23 protein-coding genes are annotated in these 24733 nt (G+C 61.4%); 15 read left to right on the top strand and 8 right to left on the bottom strand.

Features of this window, described 5'->3' with window-relative positions; translation table 11 throughout:
* Window positions 1–7: 7 nt before the first annotated feature.
* The 3 genes from FHX06_RS12920 to FHX06_RS12930 form a co-directional block, all read right to left on the bottom strand.
* Window positions 8–1618 (bottom strand): carboxyl transferase domain-containing protein, encoded by a 1611-nt coding sequence (locus tag FHX06_RS12920; RefSeq protein ID WP_113115751.1) that lies wholly within the window; start codon window positions 1616–1618, stop codon window positions 8–10.
* Window positions 1615–2760, bottom strand: a complete 1146-nt coding sequence (locus tag FHX06_RS12925) for an isovaleryl-CoA dehydrogenase (protein ID WP_113115752.1) — start codon at window positions 2758–2760, stop codon at window positions 1615–1617. Before FHX06_RS12925 ends, FHX06_RS12920 begins: the two co-directional genes overlap by 4 nt.
* Window positions 2761–2826: 66 nt before the next feature.
* Window positions 2827–3840, bottom strand: coding sequence for an AraC family transcriptional regulator (locus FHX06_RS12930; protein ID WP_183879536.1), 1014 nt, complete (start codon window positions 3838–3840; stop codon window positions 2827–2829).
* A gap of 137 nt (window positions 3841–3977) precedes the next feature.
* On the opposite strand from FHX06_RS12930, the gene FHX06_RS12935 reads away from it, so the two are divergent.
* From FHX06_RS12935 to lpdA, 7 genes are read left to right on the top strand one after another with little or no spacing between them, the layout of a single operon-like run.
* Window positions 3978–4745: a 3-hydroxyacyl-CoA dehydrogenase gene (locus tag FHX06_RS12935; protein ID WP_113202752.1), complete on the top strand. Its 768-nt coding sequence runs from the start codon at window positions 3978–3980 to the stop codon at window positions 4743–4745.
* A 22-nt stretch (window positions 4746–4767) separates the two neighbouring features.
* Complete coding sequence (locus FHX06_RS12940) at window positions 4768–5955, top strand: acetyl-CoA C-acyltransferase (protein WP_183879538.1); 1188 nt, start codon at window positions 4768–4770, stop codon at window positions 5953–5955.
* Window positions 5956–5970: 15 nt separating this feature from the next.
* The gene (locus tag FHX06_RS12945; RefSeq protein ID WP_113115756.1) at window positions 5971–7098 is read left to right on the top strand and encodes an acyl-CoA dehydrogenase family protein; all 1128 of its coding nucleotides are present in this window, start codon (window positions 5971–5973) and stop codon (window positions 7096–7098) included.
* A gap of 60 nt (window positions 7099–7158) precedes the next feature.
* Window positions 7159–8391, top strand: a complete 1233-nt coding sequence (locus FHX06_RS12950; RefSeq protein WP_112546436.1) for a thiamine pyrophosphate-dependent enzyme — start codon at window positions 7159–7161, stop codon at window positions 8389–8391.
* A gap of 1 nt (window position 8392) precedes the next feature.
* Complete coding sequence (locus tag FHX06_RS12955; protein WP_112546437.1) at window positions 8393–9406, top strand: alpha-ketoacid dehydrogenase subunit beta; 1014 nt, start codon at window positions 8393–8395, stop codon at window positions 9404–9406.
* A 3-nt stretch (window positions 9407–9409) separates the two neighbouring features.
* On the top strand, window positions 9410–10639 hold the full coding sequence (locus FHX06_RS12960; protein ID WP_183879540.1) for a dihydrolipoamide acetyltransferase family protein: 1230 nt from the start codon (window positions 9410–9412) through the stop codon (window positions 10637–10639).
* A 3-nt stretch (window positions 10640–10642) separates the two neighbouring features.
* Complete coding sequence (gene lpdA / locus FHX06_RS12965; protein ID WP_183879542.1) at window positions 10643–12040, top strand: dihydrolipoyl dehydrogenase; 1398 nt, start codon at window positions 10643–10645, stop codon at window positions 12038–12040.
* Window positions 12041–12053: 13 nt separating this feature from the next.
* On the opposite strand, the gene FHX06_RS12970 is transcribed toward lpdA, so the two are convergent.
* Together FHX06_RS12970 and FHX06_RS36045 are read right to left on the bottom strand one after the other, a co-directional pair.
* Complete coding sequence (locus FHX06_RS12970; RefSeq protein WP_183879544.1) at window positions 12054–13079, bottom strand: LacI family DNA-binding transcriptional regulator; 1026 nt, start codon at window positions 13077–13079, stop codon at window positions 12054–12056.
* Window positions 13080–13203: 124 nt separating this feature from the next.
* A complete protein-coding gene (locus FHX06_RS36045) occupies window positions 13204–13335 on the bottom strand; it encodes a hypothetical protein (protein WP_281413385.1) in 132 nt (43 codons plus the stop codon).
* A 115-nt stretch (window positions 13336–13450) separates the two neighbouring features.
* Here FHX06_RS36045 and FHX06_RS12975 point away from each other — a divergent pair, with 115 nt between their 5' ends.
* The 6 genes from FHX06_RS12975 to FHX06_RS13000 are packed head-to-tail and all read left to right on the top strand — an operon-like array spanning window position 13451 to window position 20062.
* Window positions 13451–14557 carry a mandelate racemase/muconate lactonizing enzyme family protein gene (locus FHX06_RS12975; RefSeq protein WP_183879546.1) on the top strand — a complete coding sequence of 369 codons (1107 nt, stop codon included), beginning with the start codon at window positions 13451–13453 and terminating at the stop codon, window positions 14555–14557.
* Between the two features lie 27 nt (window positions 14558–14584).
* Entirely contained in the window at window positions 14585–16183 is a 1599-nt protein-coding gene (locus FHX06_RS12980) for an ABC transporter substrate-binding protein (protein ID WP_183879548.1), read from the top strand.
* Between the two features lie 33 nt (window positions 16184–16216).
* The gene (locus tag FHX06_RS12985) at window positions 16217–17152 is read left to right on the top strand and encodes an ABC transporter permease (protein ID WP_183879550.1); all 936 of its coding nucleotides are present in this window, start codon (window positions 16217–16219) and stop codon (window positions 17150–17152) included.
* Window positions 17152–18060, top strand: a complete 909-nt coding sequence (locus FHX06_RS12990) for an ABC transporter permease (RefSeq protein ID WP_113145146.1) — start codon at window positions 17152–17154, stop codon at window positions 18058–18060. Before FHX06_RS12985 ends, FHX06_RS12990 begins: the two co-directional genes overlap by 1 nt.
* On the top strand, window positions 18057–19049 hold the full coding sequence (locus FHX06_RS12995; protein WP_183879552.1) for an ABC transporter ATP-binding protein: 993 nt from the start codon (window positions 18057–18059) through the stop codon (window positions 19047–19049). The genes FHX06_RS12990 and FHX06_RS12995 overlap by 4 nt, the downstream gene beginning before the upstream one ends.
* A complete protein-coding gene (locus FHX06_RS13000; protein WP_183879554.1) occupies window positions 19046–20062 on the top strand; it encodes an ABC transporter ATP-binding protein in 1017 nt (338 codons plus the stop codon). Before FHX06_RS12995 ends, FHX06_RS13000 begins: the two co-directional genes overlap by 4 nt.
* A gap of 12 nt (window positions 20063–20074) precedes the next feature.
* On the opposite strand, the gene FHX06_RS13005 is transcribed toward FHX06_RS13000, so the two are convergent.
* From FHX06_RS13005 to FHX06_RS13015, 3 genes are all read right to left on the bottom strand, one after another.
* Window positions 20075–20311 carry a hypothetical protein gene (locus FHX06_RS13005; protein ID WP_183879556.1) on the bottom strand — a complete coding sequence of 79 codons (237 nt, stop codon included), beginning with the start codon at window positions 20309–20311 and terminating at the stop codon, window positions 20075–20077.
* Between the two features lie 133 nt (window positions 20312–20444).
* Window positions 20445–22382, bottom strand: a complete 1938-nt coding sequence (locus tag FHX06_RS13010; RefSeq protein WP_183879558.1) for an SARP family transcriptional regulator — start codon at window positions 22380–22382, stop codon at window positions 20445–20447.
* Between the two features lie 19 nt (window positions 22383–22401).
* On the bottom strand, window positions 22402–22860 hold the full coding sequence (locus FHX06_RS13015; RefSeq protein WP_112971724.1) for a helix-turn-helix domain-containing protein: 459 nt from the start codon (window positions 22858–22860) through the stop codon (window positions 22402–22404).
* Between the two features lie 263 nt (window positions 22861–23123).
* Here FHX06_RS13015 and FHX06_RS13020 point away from each other — a divergent pair, with 263 nt between their 5' ends.
* Both FHX06_RS13020 and FHX06_RS13025 read left to right on the top strand, forming a co-directional pair.
* Window positions 23124–24005: a glycine betaine ABC transporter substrate-binding protein gene (locus FHX06_RS13020; protein WP_183879560.1), complete on the top strand. Its 882-nt coding sequence runs from the start codon at window positions 23124–23126 to the stop codon at window positions 24003–24005.
* 101 nt (window positions 24006–24106) lie between these two features.
* The gene (locus FHX06_RS13025) at window positions 24107–24724 is read left to right on the top strand and encodes an ABC transporter permease (protein WP_183879562.1); all 618 of its coding nucleotides are present in this window, start codon (window positions 24107–24109) and stop codon (window positions 24722–24724) included.
* Window positions 24725–24733: the final 9 nt, after the last annotated feature.

A 24733-nucleotide genomic window follows, 5' to 3' on the forward strand; every position in this document is an offset into this window, starting at 1 on the left:
CGCCACCTCACATCCGAAAGAGGCCGAAACGCGGCCCTTTGGGGATAGGTGCATTCAGGCAGGCGGAAAAGGCAAGGCCAAGCACATCGCGCGTCTGGCGCGGATCGATGATGCCGTCGTCCCAGAGACGTGCGGTGGCGTAATATGGATTGCCCTCAGCCTCGTAGCCGGCGCGGATCGGCGCCTTGAAGGCTTCTTCATCTTCGACTGGCCATGTCTCCCCGCGTGCTTCCATCGCATCACGGCGGATGGTGGCAAGTACGGAAGCCGCCTGCTCGCCGCCCATCACGCTGATGCGGCTGTTCGGCCAGGTAAAAAGGAAGCGTGGGCGATAGGCTCGGCCGCACATGCCGTAATTGCCAGCCCCGAAACTGCCGCCGATGATGACGGTGACCTTGGGCACCGTGGCTGTGGCAACTGCGGTGACGAGCTTCGCCCCATCCTTCGCGATGCCGCCCGCCTCATAACGTCCGCCGACCATGAAACCTGATATGTTCTGCAAAAACAGCAGCGGCACGCGGCGCTGGCAGGCAAGCTCGATGAAATGTGCGCCCTTCAGCGCGCTCTCGGAAAACAGCACGCCATTGTTGGCGATGACGGCGACAGGCAGGCCCCAGATACGGGCAAAACCGCAGATGAGCGTCGTGCCATAGAGCGGCTTGAACTCATGGAACTCGGACCCATCGACGACCCGGCCTATGACCTCGCGCACGTCATAGGGCGAGCGGACGTCCTCGGGGATGATGCCGTTGAGATCTTCGGGATCGAGTTTGGGTGGGCGAGGGGCCCGGATGTCGATATCGACCGATTTCACGCTGTTGAGACTGGCGACGATATCGCGCACGAGAAGCAGCGCATGCTCGTCGTTTTCGGCGACATGATCGACGACGCCGGAGCGGCGGCCATGGGTCTCGGCGCCGCCGAGCTCCTCGGCCGAAATGATCTCGCCGGTCGCGGCTTTCACCAATGGCGGGCCGGCAAGGAAGATCGTGCCCTGGTTGCGCACGATGACCGTCTCATCGGACATGGCTGGCACATAGGCGCCGCCGGCCGTGCAGCTTCCCATCACGCAGGCAATCTGCGGAATGCCTTCCGCCGACATTTGCGCCTGATTGTAGAAAATCGCCCCGAAATGATCGCGGTCGGGAAAGACCTCGGCCTGATGCGGAAGATTGGCGCCGCCACTGTCGACGAGATAGATGCAGGGCAGCCGGTTCTGCATGGCAATTTCCTGAGCCCGCAGATGTTTCCTTACCGTCATCGGAAAATAGGCGCCGCCCTTCACCGTCGCATCATTGGCGACGATCATCACCTCGCGGCCGGAGACGCGGCCTATCCCGGTGATGATGCCGGCACCCGGGGCTTCATCGCCATACATGCCGTTTGCTGTCAGTGTGCCGATCTCCAGGAACGGGCTGCCGCCGTCGAGCAGCAGCTGGATGCGGTCGCGCGGCAGTAGCTTGCCCTTGCTCGCGTGGCGTTCACGGGCCGCTTGCGAGCCGCCCTCGCGGGTCTTGGCCGAGCGATCGTAGAGTTCGGCGATCAGTCCCTTGTTCTTGATGCTGTTGGCTTTGAAGGTTTCGCTGTCGCGATCGATCACTGAGGAAATCGCCGTCATGATGCGATGAGCTCCCGACCGATCAGATAGCGTCGAATCTCGTTGGTCCCGGCGCCGATATCGTAAAGCTTGGCGTCGCGCAGAAAGCGCTCGACCGGCCACTCCTTGGTATATCCCGCGCCGCCAAGCGCCTGGATTGCCTCCAGCGAGACCTTTACGGCATTTTCGCTGGCAAAGAGGATGGCGGCTGCCGCATCCGCGCGTGTCGTGCGGCCGGCATCACAGGCACGAGCGACGGAATAGACATAGGCGCGAGACGAATTCAGCGCGACATACATATCGGCGATCTTGCCCTGCATGAGCTGGAAGTCACCGATTGCCTTGCCGAACTGTTTGCGCTCGCGCACATAGGGCAGCACCACGTCGAGGCAGGCCTGCATGATCCCGAGCGGGCCGGCAGCCAGCACGGCACGCTCATAATCGAGGCCGGACATCAGGATTTTCACGCCGTCGCCTTCCCGGCCCATCACCGCCTCCGCCGGCACTTCGCAATCCTGAAAGACCAACTCTGCCGTATCGCTGCCGCGCATGCCGAGTTTGGAGAGCTTCTTCGAAACGCTGAAGCCTGGCAAACCCTTCTCGATGATGAAAGCTGAAATGCCCTTCGGTCCGGCGGCCGGATCGGTCTTGGCGTAGACGACAAGTACGTCGGCATGAGGTGCGTTGGTGATCCAGAACTTCGTCCCGTTGAGTAGGTAGCGATCACCCTTGCGCTCGGCCCTGAGCCGCATGGAAACGACGTCCGAGCCGGAACCGGCTTCGGACATGGCAAGCGAGCCGACATGCTCGCCCGAAATCAGCCTAGGCAGATAGCGGTGTTTCTGCTCCGGTGCCGCCCAGCGGCGGATCTGGTTGATACAGAGATTGGAATGAGCGCCGTAACTCAGCCCCACGGAGGCCGATGCACGCGATACTTCCTCCATGGCTACGACATGCTCGAGGTAACCCAGACCAGCGCCGCCGAACTCCTCCTCGACAGTGATGCCATGCAGACCGAGCTCCCCCATCTTCGGCCAGAGCTGGCGGGGAAACGTGTTGCTTTCGTCGATCTCCGTGGCGAGCGGAGCAATATTGTCAGCGGCAAAGCGCGCCGTCGCATCACGGATTGCATCCGCGGTTTCGCCCAACGAAAAATCAAACATGGCATTCCTCCCGCTAAAATATGTAGCGCGGGTTGCGACTGGTTCAAAGCTCCCCTTCAACGAAGCCTATTCCCATTGCGCCGATTTTGCCTCTTCACGGCGGAAGGCCTCGGGACTCTTGCCTATCCATTTCTTGAAGGCGCGAAAGAAGGCACTGGGCTCGGAATAGCCGAGCTGCACGGCGATTTCGCCGATCGTCTTCTGGGTGTTCATCAGCATGTCGACGGCGAGATCGCGGCGGATATCGTCCTTGATGCCGGCATAGCTCTGGCCCTCGTCGTGCAGGCGATGTCGCAGTGTCGAGGAGGGCATGTGCATGTCTTTTGCCAGTGTTTGAAAACTCGTCCAGGCGGCGGGAGAGGTCTGGGAGAGACGGCGGCGCACCGCAGCGGCGATGCCGGCATCATAGCGGTAGCGCACGAGGATGTTGGCCGGGGCTCCACGCAGGAACTGCTTCAGGGATTGTTCGCTGCGCGAAATCGGCAGATCGAGCATTGAGCTATCGAAGCCGAGCCGGCTGATCGGCTGCGAGAAGCGTACCGGGGCGCCGAAGAAGAGCCGGTAGTCGGCACCCTGGCCAGGTTCTGCGCAGCGAAAATCGACGAGCCGGATCGGGATGCGTCGGCCGACCAGCCAGCAGATGATGCCGTGAAGGAGTATCCAGTAAGTGCGGTAGGCGAAGGCCGAGCGCGGTTCGCCGGCGTCGCGCAGCTCGATCTGAGCCAGCCCGTCGCGGACGACGAGCGTGCCGCGCGGATCGTCCAGCACCACATCGAGGAAACGCAAGGCCCGCCGCAGGGCATGGCCGAGGGTGGGCGCGTGCAGCACGCAATGGCAAAGCAGCGTGAAACTGCCGCTGCGCATCGGCCGGGCGCCCATGCCGAAGAATTCGTCGTCGAGTTCGGCGGCGATTGCTAGCCAGAGCGCACCATAGACTTCGGCCGAAACCGGATGATTGATCTGCTCGGGCAGGCCGAGTCTGGCCAGGATCGGCGCTGTCGGCCTCCCCAACCTTCGCAGGCTGTCGAGGGCTTCGTCGACAAAGCCTGGCGCAATCATGCGTCGCTTGATTTCAGCCATTGCCGCTCCGCCGCCTGTGGCAAAATTGGCCGCGATAATGCGGCAATTCTGTCATCGCTTGCAATAGGGTGAGGGATTAGAATTCCATTTCAGGTAGACTCTGGAGGGAATGTCTGCTGGGCAAGGAGGAGCGGTCCGTGCAGATCAGCGGCGCAAATTTCATCGTTACCGGCGGCGGCTCCGGGCTTGGGGCGGCAACGGCGCGTATGCTCGTCGAAGCTGGCGGTCGCGTGATGATCGCCGATCTCAATCTTGACGCAGGCGAGGCGATTGCCCGCGAACTGGGGCAGGGCGCCCGCTTCATCAGGGCCGATGTGACGGACGAAAAAGACGGCGCTGCCGTCATCGCCGCAGCTGTCGATGCCTTCGGTCCGCTTCGAGGGCTTATCAATTGTGCCGGCGTGGCACCGGCCGAGAAGGTCGTCGGCCGCGATGGGCCGCACCGGCTGGAAAGCTTCGTCCGGACGATCAGCATCAATCTCATCGGCACTTTCAACATGATCAGGCTCGCGGCCGCTGCCATCCAAAACGCAGAGCCGGATGCCGAAGGCGAGCGCGGCGTGATCGTCAACACGGCTTCGGCTGCCGCCTTCGACGGACAGATCGGGCAGGCGGCCTATGCCGCGTCCAAGGGCGGCGTCGCTGCAATGACGCTGCCGATTGCCCGCGAGCTTGCCCGCCATGGTATTCGTACCGTGTCGATTGCGCCCGGCATTTTCGAAACGCCGATGATGGCCGGCATGCCGGCCGAGGTGCGCGAAGCACTCGGCAAGAGCGTGCCGTTCCCGCCGCGGCTTGGGCATCCAGCCGAATTTGCCGCGCTGGTGCGCCATATCCTGGAAAACAGCATGCTGAACGGCGAGGTCATTCGCCTCGACGGCGCATTGCGCATGGGCGCGCGCTGAGCGTTAGCCCGAAGGAGGAAACATGACGCTGCAGGATCCCATCGTCATCGTCGCCGCGGCCCGAACGCCGATTGGCAGCTTTCAGGGTGAACTCAAGGATGCCGCCGCCCCCGAACTGGGCGCAGCGGCGATCCGCGCAGCGCTTGAACGCAGCGGTGTTGAGGCTGATGCAATCGAGGAGGTCGTTTTCGGCTGTGTTTTGCCGGCCGGTCAGGGCCAGGCGCCGGCTCGCCAGGCGGCGATCCATGCCGGATTGCCTTTTGCCACGGGCGCCAGCACCGTCAACAAGATGTGCGGCTCCGGCATGAAGGCCGTCATGATGGCGCATGACCTGATTGCCGCCGGCAGCGGTTCTATCGCGGTCGCCGGCGGCATGGAAAGCATGACGAACGCGCCCTATCTCCTTGATCGTGCCCGTGCGGGTTACAGGCTCGGCCATGGGCGGGTCGTGGACCATATGTTCCTCGACGGGCTGGAGGATGCGTATGACAAGGGGCGCTTGATGGGCAGCTTTGCGGAGGATTGCGCCGAAGCCTATCAGTTTACGCGCGAGGCGCAGGACGCCTACGCGGTCACGTCGCTGACACGAGCGCAGAAAGCGATCGCCGAGGGCCGCTTCGATAAGGAGATCGTGCCGGTAACGGTGAAATCCGGCAGGACCGAGCAGATGGCGAGCGTTGATGAGCAGCCGGGCAAGGCAAAGCCGGACAAGATCCCCACTCTGAAACCTGCCTTCCGCGATGGCGGCACGGTGACGGCCGCCAATTCCAGTTCGATTTCCGATGGTGCCGCCGCGCTTGTTCTGATGCGCCGTTCGGAGGCGGAGCGCCGCGGCCTCAAGCCGCTGGCCACCGTCCTCGGCCACGCCACACATTCGCAAGCGCCCAATCTCTTTGCCACGGCGCCGATCGGTGCCCTGCAGAAGCTCTCGGACCGCACCGGCCTGCCGCTTTCCGGGGTGGACCTCTTCGAGATCAACGAAGCCTTTGCCGTCGTTGCCATGGCTGCAATGCGTGATCTCGACCTGCCGCATGACAAGGTGAATGTGCATGGCGGCGCCTGCGCGCTCGGCCATCCGATCGGCGCGTCCGGTGCACGCATTCTGGTGACGCTGCTGTCGGCGCTCGAGCGTTACGACCTGAAGCGCGGCATGGCTGCACTTTGCATCGGTGGCGGTGAAGCGACCGCTGTCGCTCTCGAGCGGCATTAAGGGAGGGGCGCGCTGATGATCCTTTCCGAACTTCAGCAGCAGATCCGCGATCTAGCCCGCGACTTCGCTCGGGAAAGGCTGGCGCCGGGAGCGGCGAAGCGCGACCGGGAATCTCTTTTCCCGCGTGAAGAATTGAAGGAAATGGGCGAACTCGGTCTGCTCGGCATGCTGGTGCCGGAAGCCTATGGCGGATCCGACACCGGTGTCATCGCCTATGCCGCAGCGCTCGAAGAAATCGCCGCCGGTGACGGACCATGCTCGACCATCATGAGTGTGCATAGCTCGGTCGGCTGCGTGCCGATCCTGAAATTCGGCAATGATGACCAGCGGCAGCGCTTCCTGCCGAAGCTTGCGAGTGGCGAATGGATCGGTGGTTTTGCGCTGACGGAGCCGCAGGCAGGTTCGGATGCTTCGAACCTCAAGACGCGGGCGCGCCGCGATGGCGATCACTATGTGCTCGACGGCGCCAAGCAATTCATCACCTCAGGCAAGAACGGCCAGGTCATCATCGTCTTTGCCGTCACCGATCCCGATGCCGGTAAGAAGGGTATCACCGCTTTCATCGTGCCGACCGATACGCCGGGTTACGAGGTGATCCGTGTCGAGGAAAAACTCGGCCTGCATTCTTCCGACACATGCCAGATTGCCTTCAGCGGGATGCGTATTCCCGTCGAGCTTCGGCTTGGCGAAGAGGGCGAGGGCTATCGCATCGCCCTTGCCAATCTCGAGGGTGGACGGATCGGTATTGCTGCGCAGGCCGTCGGCATGGCGAAGGCTGCCTTCGAGGCGGCGCGCGATTATGCCCGCGAACGCAGCGCCTTCGGCAAGCCGATCGTCGAGCATCAGGCCGTCGGATTCCGGCTCGCCGATATGGCAACGCGGATCGAGGCGGCGCGGCAGCTGGTCTTCCACGCGGCCTCACTCCGCGAAGCAGGACTGCCATGCCTGTCGGAAGCATCGATGGCCAAGCTCTTTGCCTCCGAGCTGGCCGAGCGCGTCTGCTCAGATGCGATCCAGATCCACGGCGGCTACGGCTATATGGCCGATTATCCGGTGGAGCGCATCTATCGCGACGTGCGCATCTGCCAGATCTATGAGGGTACGAGTGACGTGCAGCGCATGGTGATTGCCCGCAACCTATAACAATAAGGTCCGGCTTCTGGAGGAGAGGAGCGGGGCTGCTAAAGGGAGGAAAAAGACCAGATGGTGGAATCCGCTCGTTTGAGCCTGCATGTCCCCGAACCCGCCGTCCGTCCGGGCGGTCATCCCGATTTTTCCAACGTCAACATCGCAAAGGCCGGCTCCGTGCCGCGGCCGGAGGTCGATGTCGCGTCTGAAGACATCCGCGATCTCGCCTATTCTATCATCCGCGTGCTGAATCGCGACGGTGAAGCTGTCGGTCCCTGGGCCGGCTCATCGACCGATGAGGAGTTGCTGACGGGGCTTCGCAATATGATGAAGCTGCGCGCTTTCGATTCCCGCATGCTGATGGCGCAACGGCAGGGCAAGACATCCTTCTATATGCAGCATCTCGGCGAAGAGGCGGTCAGCTGCGCCTTCCGCAAGGCGCTGCAGAAGGGCGACATGAATTTCCCGACCTATCGTCAGGCCGGCCTCTTGATTGCCGACGACTATCCGATGGTCGAGATGATGAACCAGATCTACTCGAATGAGAGCGATCCGCTGCGCGGGCGCCAGCTTCCCATCATGTATTCCTCCAAGGAGCACGGCTTCTTCACCATTTCAGGCAATCTTGCCACGCAATATGTGCAGGCGGTCGGCTGGGCGATGGCCTCGGCGATCAAGAATGACAGCCGCATCGCAGCCGCCTGGATCGGCGATGGCTCGACGGCGGAATCGGATTTCCATTCGGCTTTGGTTTTTGCCTCCACCTACAAGGCGCCTGTCATTCTCAATATCGTCAACAATCAGTGGGCGATCTCCACCTTCCAGGGCATTGCGCGCGGCGGTTCCGGCACTTTTGCGGCTCGCGGTCTCGGCTTCGGCATTCCGGCGCTGCGCGTCGATGGCAATGACTATCTCGCCGTCCATGCCGTCGCTCGCTGGGCGGCGGAGCGGGCGCGTCGCAATCTCGGCCCGACGCTGATCGAATATGTCACCTATCGCGTCGGCGCCCATTCCACGTCCGACGATCCAAGTGCTTATCGCCCGAAGACGGAATCGGAAGCCTGGCCGCTCGGCGACCCCGTCCTGCGCCTGAAGAAGCACCTGATCGTCAGAGGCGTCTGGTCGGAGGAACGCCATACCCAGGCCGAAGCGGAGATCATGGACGAGGTGATCGAGGCGCAGCGCCAAGCCGAGGCGCACGGCACGCTGCATGATGGCGGCAAACCATCGGTGCGCGACATTTTCGAAGGCGTTTATGCCGAGATGCCGCCGCATATCCGCCGTCAGCGGCAGAAGGCGGGGTACTGACATGGCCCGGATGACGATGATCGAGGCGGTGCGCAGCGCCATGGATGTCTCGATGGCACGTGACGACAATGTCGTGGTTTTCGGCGAGGACGTCGGTTATTTCGGCGGCGTCTTCCGCTGCACGCAAGGCCTGCAGGCGAAATACGGCAAGACGCGCTGCTTCGACACGCCGATCAGCGAATCCGGCATTGTCGGCACGGCGATCGGTATGGCCGCCTATGGGCTGAAGCCCTGCGTCGAGATCCAGTTCGCCGATTATATGTATCCGGCATACGACCAGCTTACGCAGGAGGCCGCGCGCATCCGCTATCGCTCCAACGGCGATTTCACCTGCCCGATCGTCGTGCGCATGCCGACCGGCGGCGGCATATTTGGCGGCCAGACGCATAGTCAAAGTCCCGAGGCACTGTTTACCCATGTCTGCGGCCTGAAGGTGGTCGTGCCCTCCAATCCCTATGATGCCAAGGGCCTTTTGATTGCCGCGATCGAGGATCCCGATCCCGTGATGTTCCTGGAGCCGAAGCGGCTCTATAATGGGCCTTTCGACGGTCATCATGAGCGGCCTGTTACGCCCTGGTCGAAGCATGATCTCGGCGAAGTGCCGGAGGATCATTATACGATCCCGATCGGCAAGGCCGAGGTGCGACGCACGGGCTCGGCCGTGACCGTCATCGCCTATGGCACGATGGTGCATGTGGCGCTTGCCGCTGCCGAGGATGCGGGCATTGATGCGGAAGTGATCGATCTCAGGAGTCTCCTGCCGCTCGATCTCGATACGATCGTCAAATCCGTCACCAAGACCGGCCGCTGCGTCGTCGTGCATGAGGCCACATTGACCTCGGGCTTCGGCGCCGAAATCGTGTCTTTGGTGCAGGAATATTGCTTCTATCAGCTCGAAGCCCCCGTCGTGCGTGTCGCTGGCTGGGACACGCCCTATCCGCATGCACAGGAATGGGATTATTTTCCTGGACCCGGCCGCGTCGGGCGCGCGCTTGCCGAAGTGATGGAGGCCTGAACCATGGGCGAATTCATCATCAAGATGCCGGATGTCGGCGAAGGTGTCGCCGAGGCGGAACTTGTCGAATGGCATGTGAAGACCGGCGATCCGGTGCGCGAGGATATGGTGATTGCCGCCGTCATGACCGACAAGGCGACCGTCGAAATTCCCTCGCCTGTCAGCGGCGTCGTGACCTGGCTTGCCGGCGAGGTGGGCGACCGTATCGCGGTGAAGGCGCCGCTCGTGCGGATCGAGACGGCGGCGTCGACCGCAGACGCAGAGCCCACAGCCGTTGCTCAGCCAAAAGCGGCCGAGTCGGTCAAGATTGAAACTCCGAAGCCCGTGCCAAAAGCACCAACGCCGGCAGCCGCGCCGGACGAAAAGCCGCTAGCAGCTCCGTCGGTCCGGCTCTTCGCCCGAGAAAGCGGCGTGGATCTCCGGCAGGTGCAGGGCACGGGCCCGGCGGGGCGCATCCTGCGCGAGGATGTCGAGCAGTTCCTGAATCAGGGCGCGGCACCCGCTCCGGCGCGCGCTGGCCTCGCGAGGAAAACGGCGACCGAGGAGGTCAAATTGACCGGTCTTCGCCGCCGTATTGCCGAAAAGATGGTACTTTCCACCTCGCGTATTCCCCACATCACCTATGTGGAAGAGGTGGATATGACCGCCCTCGAAGAGCTGCGCGCCACGATGAATTCCGACCGCAAGGCGGAGCATCCCAAGCTGACGGTTTTGCCCTTCCTCATGCGGGCGCTCGTCAAGGCGATTTCCGATCAGCCCGATGTCAACGCCACATTCGATGACGATGCCGGCATCATCACGCGCCATGGCGCCGTGCATATCGGCATTGCCACACAGACGCCGGCAGGACTTACCGTGCCTGTCGTGCGCCATGCGGAAGCGCGCGGCATCTTCGATTGTGCCCTCGAAATGAACCGGCTCGCGGAAGCAGCGCGCTCGGGTACGGCGACGCGAGACGAGTTGTCGGGTTCGACCATCACCATCAGCTCGCTCGGGGCGCTTGGCGGTATCGTCTCCACACCTGTCATCAACCACCCGGAAGTGGCCATCATTGGCGTCAACAAGATCGCGACGCGACCGGTCTGGGATGGCACGCAATTCGTGCCGCGCAAGATGATGAACCTTTCCTCCAGCTTCGACCACCGCATCATCGACGGCTGGGATGCGGCGACCTTCGTGCAGCGCATCCGCACGCTGCTCGAAACGCCGGCGCTCATTTTCATCGAAGGCTGAGCCATGAAAGAGATTGTTTGTAAGCTCCTCGTCATCGGCGCCGGTCCGGGTGGTTATGTCTGCGCCATCCGCGCTGGCCAGTTGGGAGTCGATACCGTCATCGTCGAGGCGGGCAAGCCGGGCGGCACCTGCCTGACGGTCGGCTGCATTCCCTCCAAGGCGCTAATCCACGCGGCCGAGGAATTCGATGCCACCCAACGCATGCTGGTGGGCAAGAACCCGATGGGCATCCGCGTCGAAAGCGCCTCCATCGATCTGACGAAGACGATCGGCTGGAAAGACGGTATCGTCGGTCGGCTGACGAGCGGCGTTTCCGGCCTGTTGCAGAAGGCGCGCGTGAAGATCGTCCACGGCCGCGCGCATTTTCGCGATGGCAAGACGGTCGAGGTGGAAACGGAGACGGGCCAGCAGATCATCCGCGCCGAGACCGTCGTCATCGCGACCGGCTCCGATCCGGTAGAGCTTCCGAACTTGCCTTTCGGCGGTCGGGTCATCTCTTCCACCGAGGCATTGTCGCTGAGGGAGTTGCCGAAGAACCTTGTCGTCGTCGGCGGCGGTTACATTGGGCTGGAACTCGGGATCGCATTCCAGAAAATGGGATCGCAGGTAACCGTAGTCGAGGCAACCCAGCAGGTCCTGCCGCAATATGATGCCGAACTCGTGCGGCCCGTCATGCGCAAGATGACTGAACGCGGCATTCTTCTATTGACCGGTGCAAAGGCGATCGGCCTTTCCGATGCCGGCGAAGGGCTTGTCGTCGAAACGCCCGACAACCGACAGCAGACGCTTGCCGCGGACCGCATTCTTGTCACTGTCGGTCGCCGTCCGAGAACGGCGGGATCGGGGCTTGAAGAACTCGATCTCGACCGCGCCGGCCCCTTCCTCAGGATCGACGATCGCTGCCGCACCTCCATGCGCGGCATCTATGCCATCGGCGATGTCACAGGTGAACCGATGCTCGCGCATCGGGCGATGGCGCAAGGGGAGATGGTCGCCGAGATCGTTGCCAGAAAGAAGCGGGCCTGGGACAAGCGCTGCATCCCCGCAATATGCTTCACCGATCCGGAAATCGTCAGCGCCGGCCTGTCGCCGGCAGAGGCGCGTAGCCAGGGATATGAGATCAAAACCGGCCAGTTTCCCTTCAGTGCCAACGGCCGCGCTATGACCATGCTCTCCGAAGACGGCTTCGTGCGGGTGGTGGCGCGGGCCGATACCAACCTCGTTCTCGGCCTGCAGGCGGTTGGCGCAGGTGTATCCGAACTCTCGGCCGCCTTCGCGCTCGCCATCGAAATGGGCGCACGGTTGGAGGATATTGCTGGCACCATCCATGCCCACCCGACCCGCAGTGAGGCCGTGATGGAGGCAGCGCTGAAGGCACTTGGCAACGCGCTTCATATATAGGCTATAGGCGGACTTATCGGGCCTTCTGCTCGACGCCAGTCGAGCGCCGCTCGACAAGCTCTCCGGAAAGGCGGATCGTTGTCGCGGCCCTGAGAAGCGCCGACGTATCACCCTCGATCATTTCGACGACGACGCGTACGATTTCGTCGACGGGTTGGCGGAAAGTGGTGAGATTGTAGTGCGGCCAGCCGGCCATCGGAATGTCGTCGAAACCGGCAACGAAGATATCGTCGGGAACACGGCAGCCGGCTTCCTCCCGGAGTGCATCGATGCCGCCGATCGCCAGAATGTCGTTGGCGAAGAAGATGGCGTCGGTGCTTTTCTTCGCGGCGATTTCAAGGGCGGCTGCGCGGCCGGCATGATAGCTGTATTCCCGCCCCTCGATCTGTGCGCTCAGCGTCATGCCGAGCTCGGCAATGCGCGTGACGAAGCCGTTCTGCCGTTCCCGGTTGGTGGTCGTGTGACTGAGGCCGGCGACATAGGCAACCCTGCGAGCGCCTTGCTTGTAAAAATGGTCTGCAATGGCGCGCGCACCTTCGACATTGTTGCAGGCAACACAGCTGAGGTTCGTCTCTTCGATGACGCGGTTGATCAGGATGGCCGGCCGGCCTTCCGTCGCCCAGCTCAGCGTCGCGCCCGACAGGATCGTTGCGGAAATGACGATAACCGCATCGACATTGTAGCGTCGCAATGCTGAAAGCTGCTCCTCGAGATTTGACCCCTTGGCGATGTTGAAGAGCAGGCTCTGCAGGCCGATGCGCTGCAGTGCGCGGGAGAGTTTTTCGATCAGGCCGGGGTAGAAGGGGTTCTGCATGTCGGAGACGACGATGCCGATAATGTTCGTGCGGCTCTTCGAGAGCATGCTGGCGATCGCATTCGGCTGATAGTCGACTTCTGCCGCATATTTCAGGATTCGCTCGCGCAGATCGGCTGCGATGCTTGCGCCTGGTGTGAAGGCACGCGAGACTGCCGATTGGCTGACGCCAAGCATGCGCGCGAGCTCGCGGGCCGTAATCGGCTTTGACGGTTCTCCGTGCAAGGATGGCAATCCTTGTTTGCGCATAATCCAATTCCCCGATCGCCGCTCTCTACCTTCTCCTTTCTTTTTGCATTCGGATGCAAGAATTTCAACTACTTCTTATACGCGGCGGCTCGCTCGTTCCCTACGAACTCTTTTGGCTTCCGAATATCGGCGCCGGGATGCGCTGCAGCATCAAAAATCCAGAGAAATAAGGCGTCATTTCACCTTTGAGCGGCTGATACTCACCAGAGAGCACTTTTGCTGATTCCGACATAAAACCTATTCCAATTTCAGTTCAATCGCCGTGTTGCATACGGATGCAAACTGGAAGATGCTTTTGGTAACGACAACACCGGCGCTGAAAACGTCCGTTCTTCGAGGGAATGCCAGTGGGTACGATTATCAAGTCCGTTGAAGCTTTTCAGGTGAAGTGGGAGCCCAACGAGCCGCCGGGCCGCCGCACGGCTTTCGTGCGCGTAACCACGGAAGATGGCATCGTCGGCCATGGTGAAGCTTCGCCGATGATGGGCGGCGAGCACTCGCTTGGCGTCGTCAGGGATTTCGCAGCCTCGCTCGTCGGTGCGGATGCGCTCGACCAGGCGGTCCTCTACGACCGGCTGCTGCACAGATATGTGAAGCTTGGACCCGAAGGCGCTGTCACCGGCGCGCTTGCCGCACTTGATATTGCCCTCTGGGACATCAAGGGCAAGCACTTCAACCAGCCCGTCTACAAGCTGCTTGGCGGCGCCTGGCGCACCGAACTGCCCTTCTATTCGTCGGTCGGCAATAATGCCGGGCGCACCGTCGATGAAACCGTTCGCGTGGTCGAGCAGCGTTGGAACGCCGAAAGGCCGGCCGCCATCAAGATCCGCTGGGACGGTGACCGCACCCGCCAGGACTATGATATTCCTGGTGACATCGCCAAGGCGAAGGCCGTGCGCAAGCTCGTGGGGGATGATTTCCCGCTCGCCTTCGACGCCAACAACCAATATTCGGTCGGCGGCGCCATCCGCGTCGGCCGTGCGCTCGAAGAGCTTGGTTATGTCTGGTTCGAGGAGCCGGTTCAGCACTATAACGTGCGCGCCATGGGCGAGGTCGCCCAGCGTCTCGACATCACCGTTTCGGCCGCCGAACAGTCCTACACGACCCAGGCCGTTGTCGACATGATCAATGCCGGCGTGCGCATGGTACAGCCTGACATCGTCAAGATGGGCGGCATTACCGGTCTCATGCAGTGTGCCGCGATCTGCTTTGCCCACGGCGTCGAACTCGTTCCGCACCAGACCCAGCCGACGATCGCCCATGTGGCGAACCTGCATGTGCTGGCAACGCTGATGCACAACACCAAGCCCGCCGAATTCTCCGATCCATCGACACGCATGCATGTCGGCTTCGCCAATCCGCCGATCCCGGAAGACGGCAAGTTCAAGGTGCCGGCCGGCCCGGGCCTCGGCCTGATCGTCAACGACGCCGAGCTCGACAAGCGGCGAAGCTGAATATTCTGACACATGGGAGGAAATGACATGAACCTGAGAAGACGCCAGTTTCTGGAATTGAGCGCGGCCACGGCTGCGATGAGCATGCTCGGACCCGCTCTCGCCCGTGCGGCGAACGATCCCGACACTATTCGCATCGGCATTGCCGCCAACGGCCCGCGCACCAGCGATCCGAACTACACAACACAGGGCGGCGATAACTGGGCGACCGAGCAGATGTACGAACAGCTCGTTCGCCCGGATGATGGCACGTTCGCGACGACGCCGGACCAGTACCGGCCCACGCTCGCCACCGAATGGTCGGCCTCGTCGGATGCCAAGACCTGGACCTTCAAACTCCGTCAGGGCGTGCAGTTCCACAAGGGTTTTGGTGAAATGACGTCCGAAGACGTCGTCTTCTCCTTCAAGCGCGCCATGGCCGACGGCACGAACAAGCCGATCCTGTCCAACATCGCCGACGTCGTCGCCACCGGACCCTATGAGGTCGTGATTACGCTGAAGAATTCCGACGTGAACCTGCTGGGCACGTCGATCTTCCTCAACAATACGGCGATCGTTTCCAAGAAGGCCGTCGACCAGATGGGTGCGGAGAAGTTCAAGACCGATGCAGTCGGCACCGGTCCCTACGAACTTGCGCGTTTCGACAGCAAGTGGGGCACGGCGCTGAAGCGTCATGAAACCTATTGGGGGGAGAAAGCGAAGGTCGCCAAGGTCGAATCCGTCTACATCGCCGACACCACGGCGCGCACGCTGGCGCTGCTGGCGGGCGATGTCGATATGATCGAGGCCGTGCGCGCGCCGGGCTGGGTCGATTCCATGCTGCAGCGCGATTCAACACTGCAGTTCGACATGACGTCGCCGGGTTCGTTCAACACGCTGCATATCAACCTGAAGCGCAAGCCTTTCGACAACATCAAGGTGCGTCAGGCGATCATGTATGCTGTCGATCGCCATGCGGTTGCCGAGGCCATGAAGCCGATGGGAGGCTTTACCGCCGACCTTCAGCCGGAATCCTTCCCGGGCGGTTTCAAGACCGAAGATCTGCCGCCGGAACTTCAGTACAATTACGATCCTGACAAGGCCAAGGCTTTGCTCGCCGAAGCCGGCTTCCCCGATGGTTTCGACTTCGAAAGCAATGTCAGCCAGCGCGAAGACTATGCGTCGATCATGCTGATCGTGCAGGAACAGCTGCGTGCCGTCGGCATGCGCATGAACCTGCATATCGGCGACCATACCGCCTATCATGCTGACAACCAGCACGACAAGAACACGCTGGCCCTGCATTCCTCGAGCTATCCGCCGATCCCGACGCAACTCTATACGCAGCAGCTTTCGACCAAGGCGGAAGTCAAGCCGGATGGTTCCGGCGGCATCAACTACAGCCACTATGGCGTGGTCATCCCGGGGATCGACGATCTGCTCGCCAAAGCGCTGCAGGCGACCGACTACAAGTCCTACGTCGATTACTGCAAGCAGATCGAGCTTCAGGTCCTGCGCGATCTGCCGCTGATCGGCATGTCGACGCTCTCCTTCACGGTTGCCCGCAATGCCCGCCTCGACCTCGGCTACAAGGTGCAGAGCGGTTACGCACGCTGGCGCTTCCACCACGCAACCAAGAAGGCCTGATTTCCAGGTCACAATGAATGCGGGTGAATGACCATGGCTAGATATTTTCTTCTCCGGCTGGCGGATGCCATTCCGACAATCTGGCTGGTGCTCACGCTCGTGTTCATCGCGATGCGGATCCTGCCGGGCGATCCGGCGATTGCGGCTCTGGGAGACATGGCTCTCCCGGAGCAGCTTGCAGCCTTCCGGCACCAGATGGGGCTCGATGTGCCGCTCTGGCAGCAGTACATCAACTTCCTCATCGGTGTGCTCAGCCTCGATTTCGGCCAGTCCTACATGAATGGCGAGCCGGTGCTGAACCTGATCGCCGCCAATCTGCCCTATACGATCGAGCTCACCGTTGTGGCGATGATCATTGGCGTCGGTGCCGGAGTGCCCTTCGGCGTGGTGGCGGCAACCCATCGTGACAGGTTGCCGGATTCCGGCATGCGCGTCTTTTCCCTTCTCGGTTATGCCATTCCGGATTTCTATCTCGGCGCGCTTCTCTTGATCGGCTTTGCATTGAACCTCGGTTGGTTCCCGATCAATGGGGGAGGCGATGGGTTCATGGATCGCATGTACCATATCGTGCTGCCGGCCCTGACGCTCGCACTTGTCAAGGCGGCCTTCATCGGCCGGCTGTCGCGGACCGCACTCCTGGAAACGTTGGGCAAAGACTATGTCCGCACCGCCCGCGCCAAGGGTGCCCGCGAACCGCGCGTCATCTATCGTCACGGTCTGCGCAATGCGCTTCTGCCGCTCTCGACCGGCATGGGCCTCAGCCTGCTTGCCACGCTGTCCGGTTCGGTCGCCGTCGAGCTGGTCTTCAACAGGCCCGGCCTCGGACGCATGCTCATCCAGGCGATCAACGAGCGTGACTATGGCGTCATCCAGGGCGGCGTCGTTGTCTTCGCGCTTCTCGTCCTTTTGATCAATCTGGTGATGGATCTCCTCTACATCGTCATCGATCCTCGCATCCGGGTGAAATAATGAGCATCATCACTCAGACACCTGCGTCTGCTCTACAGACCTCCGAGCAGCCTCTGCTTGCACCTGCACCTGGCTTGCTATCGCTCTTCTCGAAAACGTTGTTGCACCGGCCCTCGACCCTTTTCGCGCTGGCGATTGCACTCGTCTTCTTCGTGATCGCAGTCTTTGCACCGGTGCTTGCGCCCTATGATCCGCTCGCCCAGAGCATCCTCTCGATCAACAAGGCGCCCTCGGCCGCACACTGGCTCGGCACCGACCAGTTTGGGCGCGACGTTCTCTCGCGCATGGTCCACGGTTCACGCAATTCGCTGCTCTTCGGCCTGATCTCGCCGGCGCTCGCCGCGCTGCTCGGTACCGCACTTGGCGTAACAGCCGGTTATTTCGGGGGCCTGATCGATCGCATTATCAGCCGGTTTATCGATTTGCTGCTCGCCTTCCCGGAACTGCTGCTCGCCATCATCATCGCAGCCGTGCTCGGTGGCGCCTTCTGGAACATCATCGCCGTCATTACGGTCGCGTTCATTCCCGGCTTTGCCCGTGTCGCTCGTGCCTCGACCCTGTCGGTCAAGCAGGAGCCGTACGTGGAAGCGGCAATCGCCGTCGGCGTGCGCACGCCCGTTATCATCTTCCGCCATATCATCCCGAATATCGCAGCCCCCATCGTCGTACTGATGACGCTTTGGGTCGCGTCAGCCATCCGCCTTGAGGCCTCGCTCAGCTTCCTCGGCATCGGTACCCGCGCCCCCAATCCAAGCTGGGGCAATATCATCCGTGATGGTCTCAACAATCTCTTCGGCTCGCCCTGGCCGATCATTGCCGCCGGTTTTGCCATCACCTGCGTCGTGCTGTCCTTCAACCTGATCGGCGACGCGGTGCGCGACATGCTGGATCCGGAGACGAGCCAATGACATCAAAAACGCAGTCTCCGTTGCTCAAGGTCGATAGTCTCGCCGTCGAATTCGGCCCGAAGGATTCCCCGATCCGCGTCGTGAATGGCGTCTCCTTCGAGGTCGAGGCCGGTGGTTCGGTCGGCATCGTTGGTGAATCCGGATCGGGCAAGTCGATCACCTCGCTATCGATCATGGGGCTGATCCCGAACCCGCCCGGCCGCATTGCACAGGGTCGTATCGAGCTTGAGGGCGTCAACCTTCTCGATCTGCCGAAGACGAAATTGCCGGAGATCCGCGGTCGCGATATCGCGATGATCTTTCAGGAACCGATGAGTTCTCTGAACCCGGTCATGACGATCGGTGACCAGATCGGCGAGGCGATCAAGCTGCATGAGAGGATGAGCCGTCAACAGCGCCGCGCCCGCATCATCGAACTTCTGAAACTCGTCGGCATCCCCAATCCGGAAGGCCGCCTCGATGCCTATCCGCACCAGTTCTCCGGCGGCATGCGCCAGCGCGTGATGATCGCCATGGCGGTTGCCTGCAATCCGAAACTCTTGATCGCAGACGAGCCGACAACGGCACTCGACGTCACCATCCAGGCCCAGGTGCTCGACCTGATGGCGAAAGTTCGCAAGACGCTGAACACCGCCGTGCTCTTGATCTCGCACGATCTCGGCGTCATCGCCGAAGTCTGCGATCGCGTCATCGTCATGTACGCCGGACGAGTGGTCGAGGACGCCGATGTCCGCTCGATCTTCAGGAACCCGAGCCATCCCTATACGCGCGGCCTGCTTCAGTCCATTCCGCGCCTCGACGACGAGCGCTCGCGCCTCTATCAGATTCCCGGTTCCGTGCCGCTTGCCGGCACCGTCAAGCAGGGCTGTCCCTTCTACGCCCGCTGTGGGAACCGGACGGACAGATGCGCGGCCGAAATGCCGCCCATGTTCACCATATCAGAAAGCCATAAGGCGGCCTGCTGGGTCACCGCCGGAGCAACAGCATGACAGAGATGAGCAGCGCCGACGACCTGTTGATCGTCCGCAACCTCGGCAAGACCTTTTCCGATGCTGGCGGCCTGTCTTTCACGAATTCTTCCTCGGGCGGCGTACGCGCCGTCGACGGAGCCTCCTTTTCCGTCAAGCCGGGCGAGACGCTGGCGCTGGTCGGTGAATCCGGCTGCGGCAAGTCCACGCTTGGGCGCCTTCTGTTGCGGCTGATCCAGCCGAGCGATGGTGAGGTGCTGTTCGAAGGGCGCGATATCACATCGCTGAGTGCGGCCGAGATGCGCATGATGCGCGCCAGGATGCAGATGGTCTTCCAGGATCCCTACGGCTCGCTCAGCCCGCGTCGTTCGATCGCTCAGATCATCTCCGAGCCGTTGGAAGTCTTCGGTTTGGCGAAATCGTCAAGGGAACGGCGTGACCGCGTCGCCGAACTGCTGACGCAGGTCGGCCTGTCCCCGAGCTTCATGGACCGTTATCCGCGCCAGTTCTCCGGCGGCCAGCGCCAGCGCATCGGCATCGCGCGTGCCATATCGGTCAATCCGAAATTCATCGTCGCCGACGAGCCGGTCTCTGCGCTTGATGTCTCCGTGCAGGCGCAGATCGTCAATCTGCTGCAGGATTTGCAGGTCGAACGAAAGCTCTCCTATCTCTTCATCGCCCATGACCTGGCGGTCGTACGCCACATCGCTGATCGCGTAGCGGTGATGTATCTCGGCAGGATCGTGGAGATCGGGCCGAAGAAGTCGATCTATTCCATGCCGCAGCATCCCTATACGCAGGCGCTGTTGTCGGCCGCGCCCGAGCCCGATCCGGATCGCAAGGCAAACCGTATCGTGCTGCAGGGCGACGTGCCGAGCCCGTCCCGCGTCCCGTCGGGATGCAGCTTCCACACGCGCTGTCCTATCGCAAGGGACATCTGCAAGGTCGAGCGTCCGGGCTTGCGCGAAGTATCGCCGAACCAGTTCTCAGCCTGCCATTTCGCCGCGCCCAATCCACTGACGCAGGCAGGGTGAAGTTACCGGCCTTCAGTGCACCAGGCCCGCCGGTGCATCTTCGATTGCTGCTTCGACTGGCAGGTTTATGCCGCTCTCGGAGAGATCCTGAAGCAACGCGCCAAGCGCGAGATCGAGGCAATAGACGGAGAACTCGGCATTGAGTTCCCGGGCGCTCTGCCGGGCGTAGGAAACGAGCCGTGCAAGCGATGCGATATCCCGAAGCCTTTGATCCTTCTCGGCACTCCCGATTTCGATTATGTCTTCCATTGCCGCTAATCTCCCCAGCCGTGTTGGAGGGAGTTCTAGCGGATGTGGTCAAGGAAAGCGCGTGACACGGGCGTGACACCATTCTGGATGGCGTATCGGGAGGCGGCAACTCGGTCGAGTCGGACCGGCGGAGCTAGAAGCCTGCCTTCAGCAAAGCCTCACGATACTGTTCCTTCTGCCACGCCTCCTTGAAGGGCACGAGGCTCAGCCACCTATCGACGTCGAAATCGGGATTGGTCTCGCGTGCCTTGCGCATGTAGAGGCGCGCATTTTTCATGTCGCCCAGCATTGCCCAGCAGGCTGCTGCGAGCCGGTCGGCCGGTGTGCGATCATCCATTCTGCCGATCGCATCCAGCGCTTCCTTATAGCGGAAGAGGGCAAAATTCGCGCCGGCCTCGGTCCAGAGATAATCTGTGGGGCTTAGCGGATTGAGCGAGATCGCCCGCTCGATCTTGGCAAGCCCATCGGCAGGGCGCGAGGCATGCACCAGCGTATCGGCATAACTCGCGATGCCGTCGGCATAATGGGGGCTCAGCTCTTCGGCGACTTTCAGCGCCACCACGCTTTCATCGAGATCGTTCAGATAAAGCTTGGCGATGCCGAGCTGGCGGAAGCCGGACGCGAGCGACGGGTCGGCGACGATCGCCCTGTTCGCATAATCTTCCGCAAGCCGGATCAACTCGCCATCGCCGCGCGCCGTCAGCAGCCATTCCATCAGGAAGGTATGCGCAAGGCCTGCGAGCGCCGGCGAGAAATGCGCGCTGTGCTGGACGGCGTCGCGGAACGCTTTGCGGGCGCGCCGGACATCCGGCAGGGAAAACCGCTTCATGTCCCGGAAACCCAGGAGATAGCTGTGATAGGCGGCCGGATTGTCTTCGAAAGCGCCGCGCACGGTCTCGTTCTGGCGGATCTGGCGGGAGAGCTCCTTGGCGATGCGCCGTGCGATCTCCCGCCGGTCAGCCATAAGGTCGTATTTCTCGAGGCTGAAGCGCTCGGCCCAGATGACCTCGTCGTTGGCGGCATAGACAAGCTGGACGAACAGCGACGGCGTGCCGCCGCCCGCTGTCAACCGGGTGTCGAGAACATAGGAGATCGAATGGCGCAGGATCATGCCCGCCCGGTCGGCATGGCGGGCGATTTGTGCGGCGGTATGGGGCGCGACGACCGAGACGTTGCTGAGGGCGCAAAGGCCGATGGTCACGTCCTCGATCAGCGCTTCAGAAAGCATCGGCCCAGGCCCGGTTTCAGCGGCCTCGACCGGCGGCAACAGGGCGAGCCGGGGCAGGGGCGCGGGTTTCAGGATGATGCCGCTCTCCACCGACGGCGCAGCCGCCAGCGTCGTCGGCCTGCTGGCGTCGAAAATCTTGCGCACTTCCTTCAGGGCCTGCAGATCAAGGCCGATGTCGAGCGAATGTTGTAGATCGTGGCTGCGGCTCTCAAATAGCTGCCTGGCGTTTTCCAGATGTCCCTCGGCCTCGTAGGCTTGCAGGAGGATATGGCGGATGTTTTCGTCATCAGGCGCATCGCGGAAGATCCTGAGCGCAGCCTCCTTGATGAGGCCGATATCGGCTCGCGAGCGCGCTTCCGGCAAGGCTCGCTTCACTGCGTCGACGAGGATTGCCATATGCCGGTTGCGCTCGCTTGATACCCATTCTCTTATGCTGGCGCTTTGATCTGCGAGTTCGGCGAGGAAATCCGTTTGCAACAGGGATACGAGCCTTCGCAGCACATCGAGCGGGCCGGCCGAGGATTGGGTATCAAGTTCGGAGCGATCTGCGACGAAGACCTCCCGTCTGATCCGGACACCGGTCGCGGTAAAGATCAGCAGCTCCGCGCCGATTTCTGCCTGCCTCGCCTGGACGCGCGAGATCATCTTGCGCAAATTCGCCATGATATCGGGATTGTCGGTGCTATCCCACAGGAAGCGGGCGAGTGTGCCGCGCGGACATTCTCTGTCAGGTCTGTCGAGCAGGTAACAAAGCGTCAACAGGCCTTTTTCGGGGAAGAATACAGGCTCTCCCGCCGCGTCCAGCAGTCGTAATGTACCGAATGACTCAAGCCGGAAGGACATGGGACGGTATCGTCTGCTTTCACTCTCTGCGGGTATCCGGCTCGTCAATTCGCGGCGCGTTCAGCGAAATGTCGCTGTTTTCGGACTGCGCCATCGCTTTGACCAGCGAGATGATCGTCTCGCGGATACGCCGGTCCTCGATCTTCATGAACGCCCTGTTGAGGACGAGACCTTCCTTCGACCGCAGAAATTCCGTGACCGGATCGACAGGAGCAGACAAATCGAGGCCGGCAAGGCTCGGCGCTTCCAAATCATCCTGCTCGAAAAAGAAAGCGGGCGAGGTGCGCAGCACTTCGGCGATCCTCTGCAGGCGGCTGGCGCCGATGCGATTGATGCCTTTCTCGTATTTCTGCACCTGTTGGAAGGTAACGCCGATCTGTTCGGCAAGCCGTTCCTGGCTCATGCCGAGAAGCTGCCTGCGCCTGCGCATGCGCATGCCGACATAGGTATCAATCGCGTTCGGTGTCTTGACGTTCATGGCCTACCTTCTGTCTCTTTCGTATTTTAATCCATTGACTTGTAGACGGCATCGCTGCGCTTTTCCACGGTTTGTTTTTGACAGCATATGATGGCCGATCTTAGTCGGCTCTGCTTTCTCCGACCCTTCGATGATCAAGAGTCCTCCTGGGAGATCAATTTTCATCTAAATCGCTAGAAAATTGGTATTCCATTCCGCGCTTGCCTTATCGGAAACCTTTATCACCTCTCCTGAACAACTCGAATTTCAAATGAGGGAACGCAATGCTTTCGAAATCTTTCGCCGGCCTCTTCGCCGGTGCGATCCTGGCAGCCTTCGTCGGAGCACCGGCACGGGCCGATGCTGTAAAGATTGGCAGCAAGAATTTCACCGAACAGTTCGTCGTCGCCGAGATCTATGCCCAGGCGCTTGAAAAGGCCGGCGTCGAGGTCGAGCGCCACCTCAACCTCGGTGCCACGCTTGTCGCCCACACGGCATTGACGAACGGCGACATCGATCTCTACCCGGAATATACCGGCACGGCGCTTGCCGCGGTCGTGAAGGGTGACCTGTCGGGCTCCGCCGACAAGATCTATTCGGACGTCAAGGATTACTACGAAAAGAACCTCAAACTCACGGTCCTTCAGCCGACGCAGATCAACAACGGCTATGCGATCATCACGCTTCCGGAAACGGCCGAGAAGTACAAGCTGAAGACGCTGAGCGACCTCGGTCCGGTCTCCAAGAACTTGACCTTTGGCGCTGAGGGCGGCTTTGGCGAACGCAAGGACGGCTTGCCGGGGCTGAAGCAGACCTACGGCATCGAGTTCAAGGAATTCAAGATCTTTGCCAAGCTCGGCATCCGCTACAGCGCACTGACGAGCAAGGATCTCGACGTCTCCTACGGCTTTGCGACGGATTGGCAGATTTCCGACAACAAGCTGGTGGTGCTTGATGACGACAAGCATCTCTTCCCGCCCTATTACCTCGTCCCGGTCGTGCGACAGGATGCTCTCGCCAAGAACCCGAAGATCGCCGAGGTTCTGAACAAGGTCAGCCCGCTCCTCAACAACGAGACCATGCGCGAACTCAACGCCAAGGTCGATCGCGACAAGGAAGAGCCGGCCGATGTCGCCGCTGAATTCCTGAAGGCCAAGGGCATCTGATCGAGAGCGGTGCCAAAGTTTCGCTTTCCCTGAAGAAAAAATGCGGCGAAGCTTGCAGCTTCGCCGCTTTGTCGTGACCGTGCGGACAGGATTTCTCGCCTTTGAACTGGGCACCCAAGCATATTCCGGAAATCGCGCTTGCCGTCTGGCAGCACCTGGTGCTGTCGATTTCATCCGTGCTGATCGGCCTTGTGATCGCGCTCGTACTCGGCATCGTCTGCGCCCGCCGGCCGAGGCTCTATGCCTTTGCGCTGACGGTGACGAATATCATCTTCGTCATTCCGAGCCTGGCGCTCTTTGCGCTTTTGATCCCTTTCGTCGGTCTCGGCATGGAACCAGCGCTGATCGGGCTTTCCTCCTATTGCCTGCTGATCCTCTTGCGCAATGTCGTCACCGGCATCCGCGGCGTCCCGGCTGACATACTCGATGCCGCCGACGGCATGGGTTATGGGCCTTGGCAGCGCCTCTTTCGCATCGAACTGCCGCTTGCCCTGCCGCTTATCGTTTCTGGGGCCCGGATCGCGCTCGTGACTGTCATCGGCATCGCGACGGTCGCTGCCTTCATCGACGGCGGAGGTCTTGGCACCATCATCCTGATAGGCATCGATCAGGAATACGCGGAAAAGATCCTCGTCGGCGGCATTCTGACTGCACTGCTGGCCATCATCTTCGATTTCATTCTCACCCGGGCCGAGCGGGCCCTGGTGCGCTGGCAGTGAGGGCGTGCC

Origin of the sequence: Rhizobium sp. BK512 (genome assembly GCF_014194915.1) — a bacterium.
GTDB lineage: Bacteria > Pseudomonadota > Alphaproteobacteria > Rhizobiales > Rhizobiaceae > Rhizobium.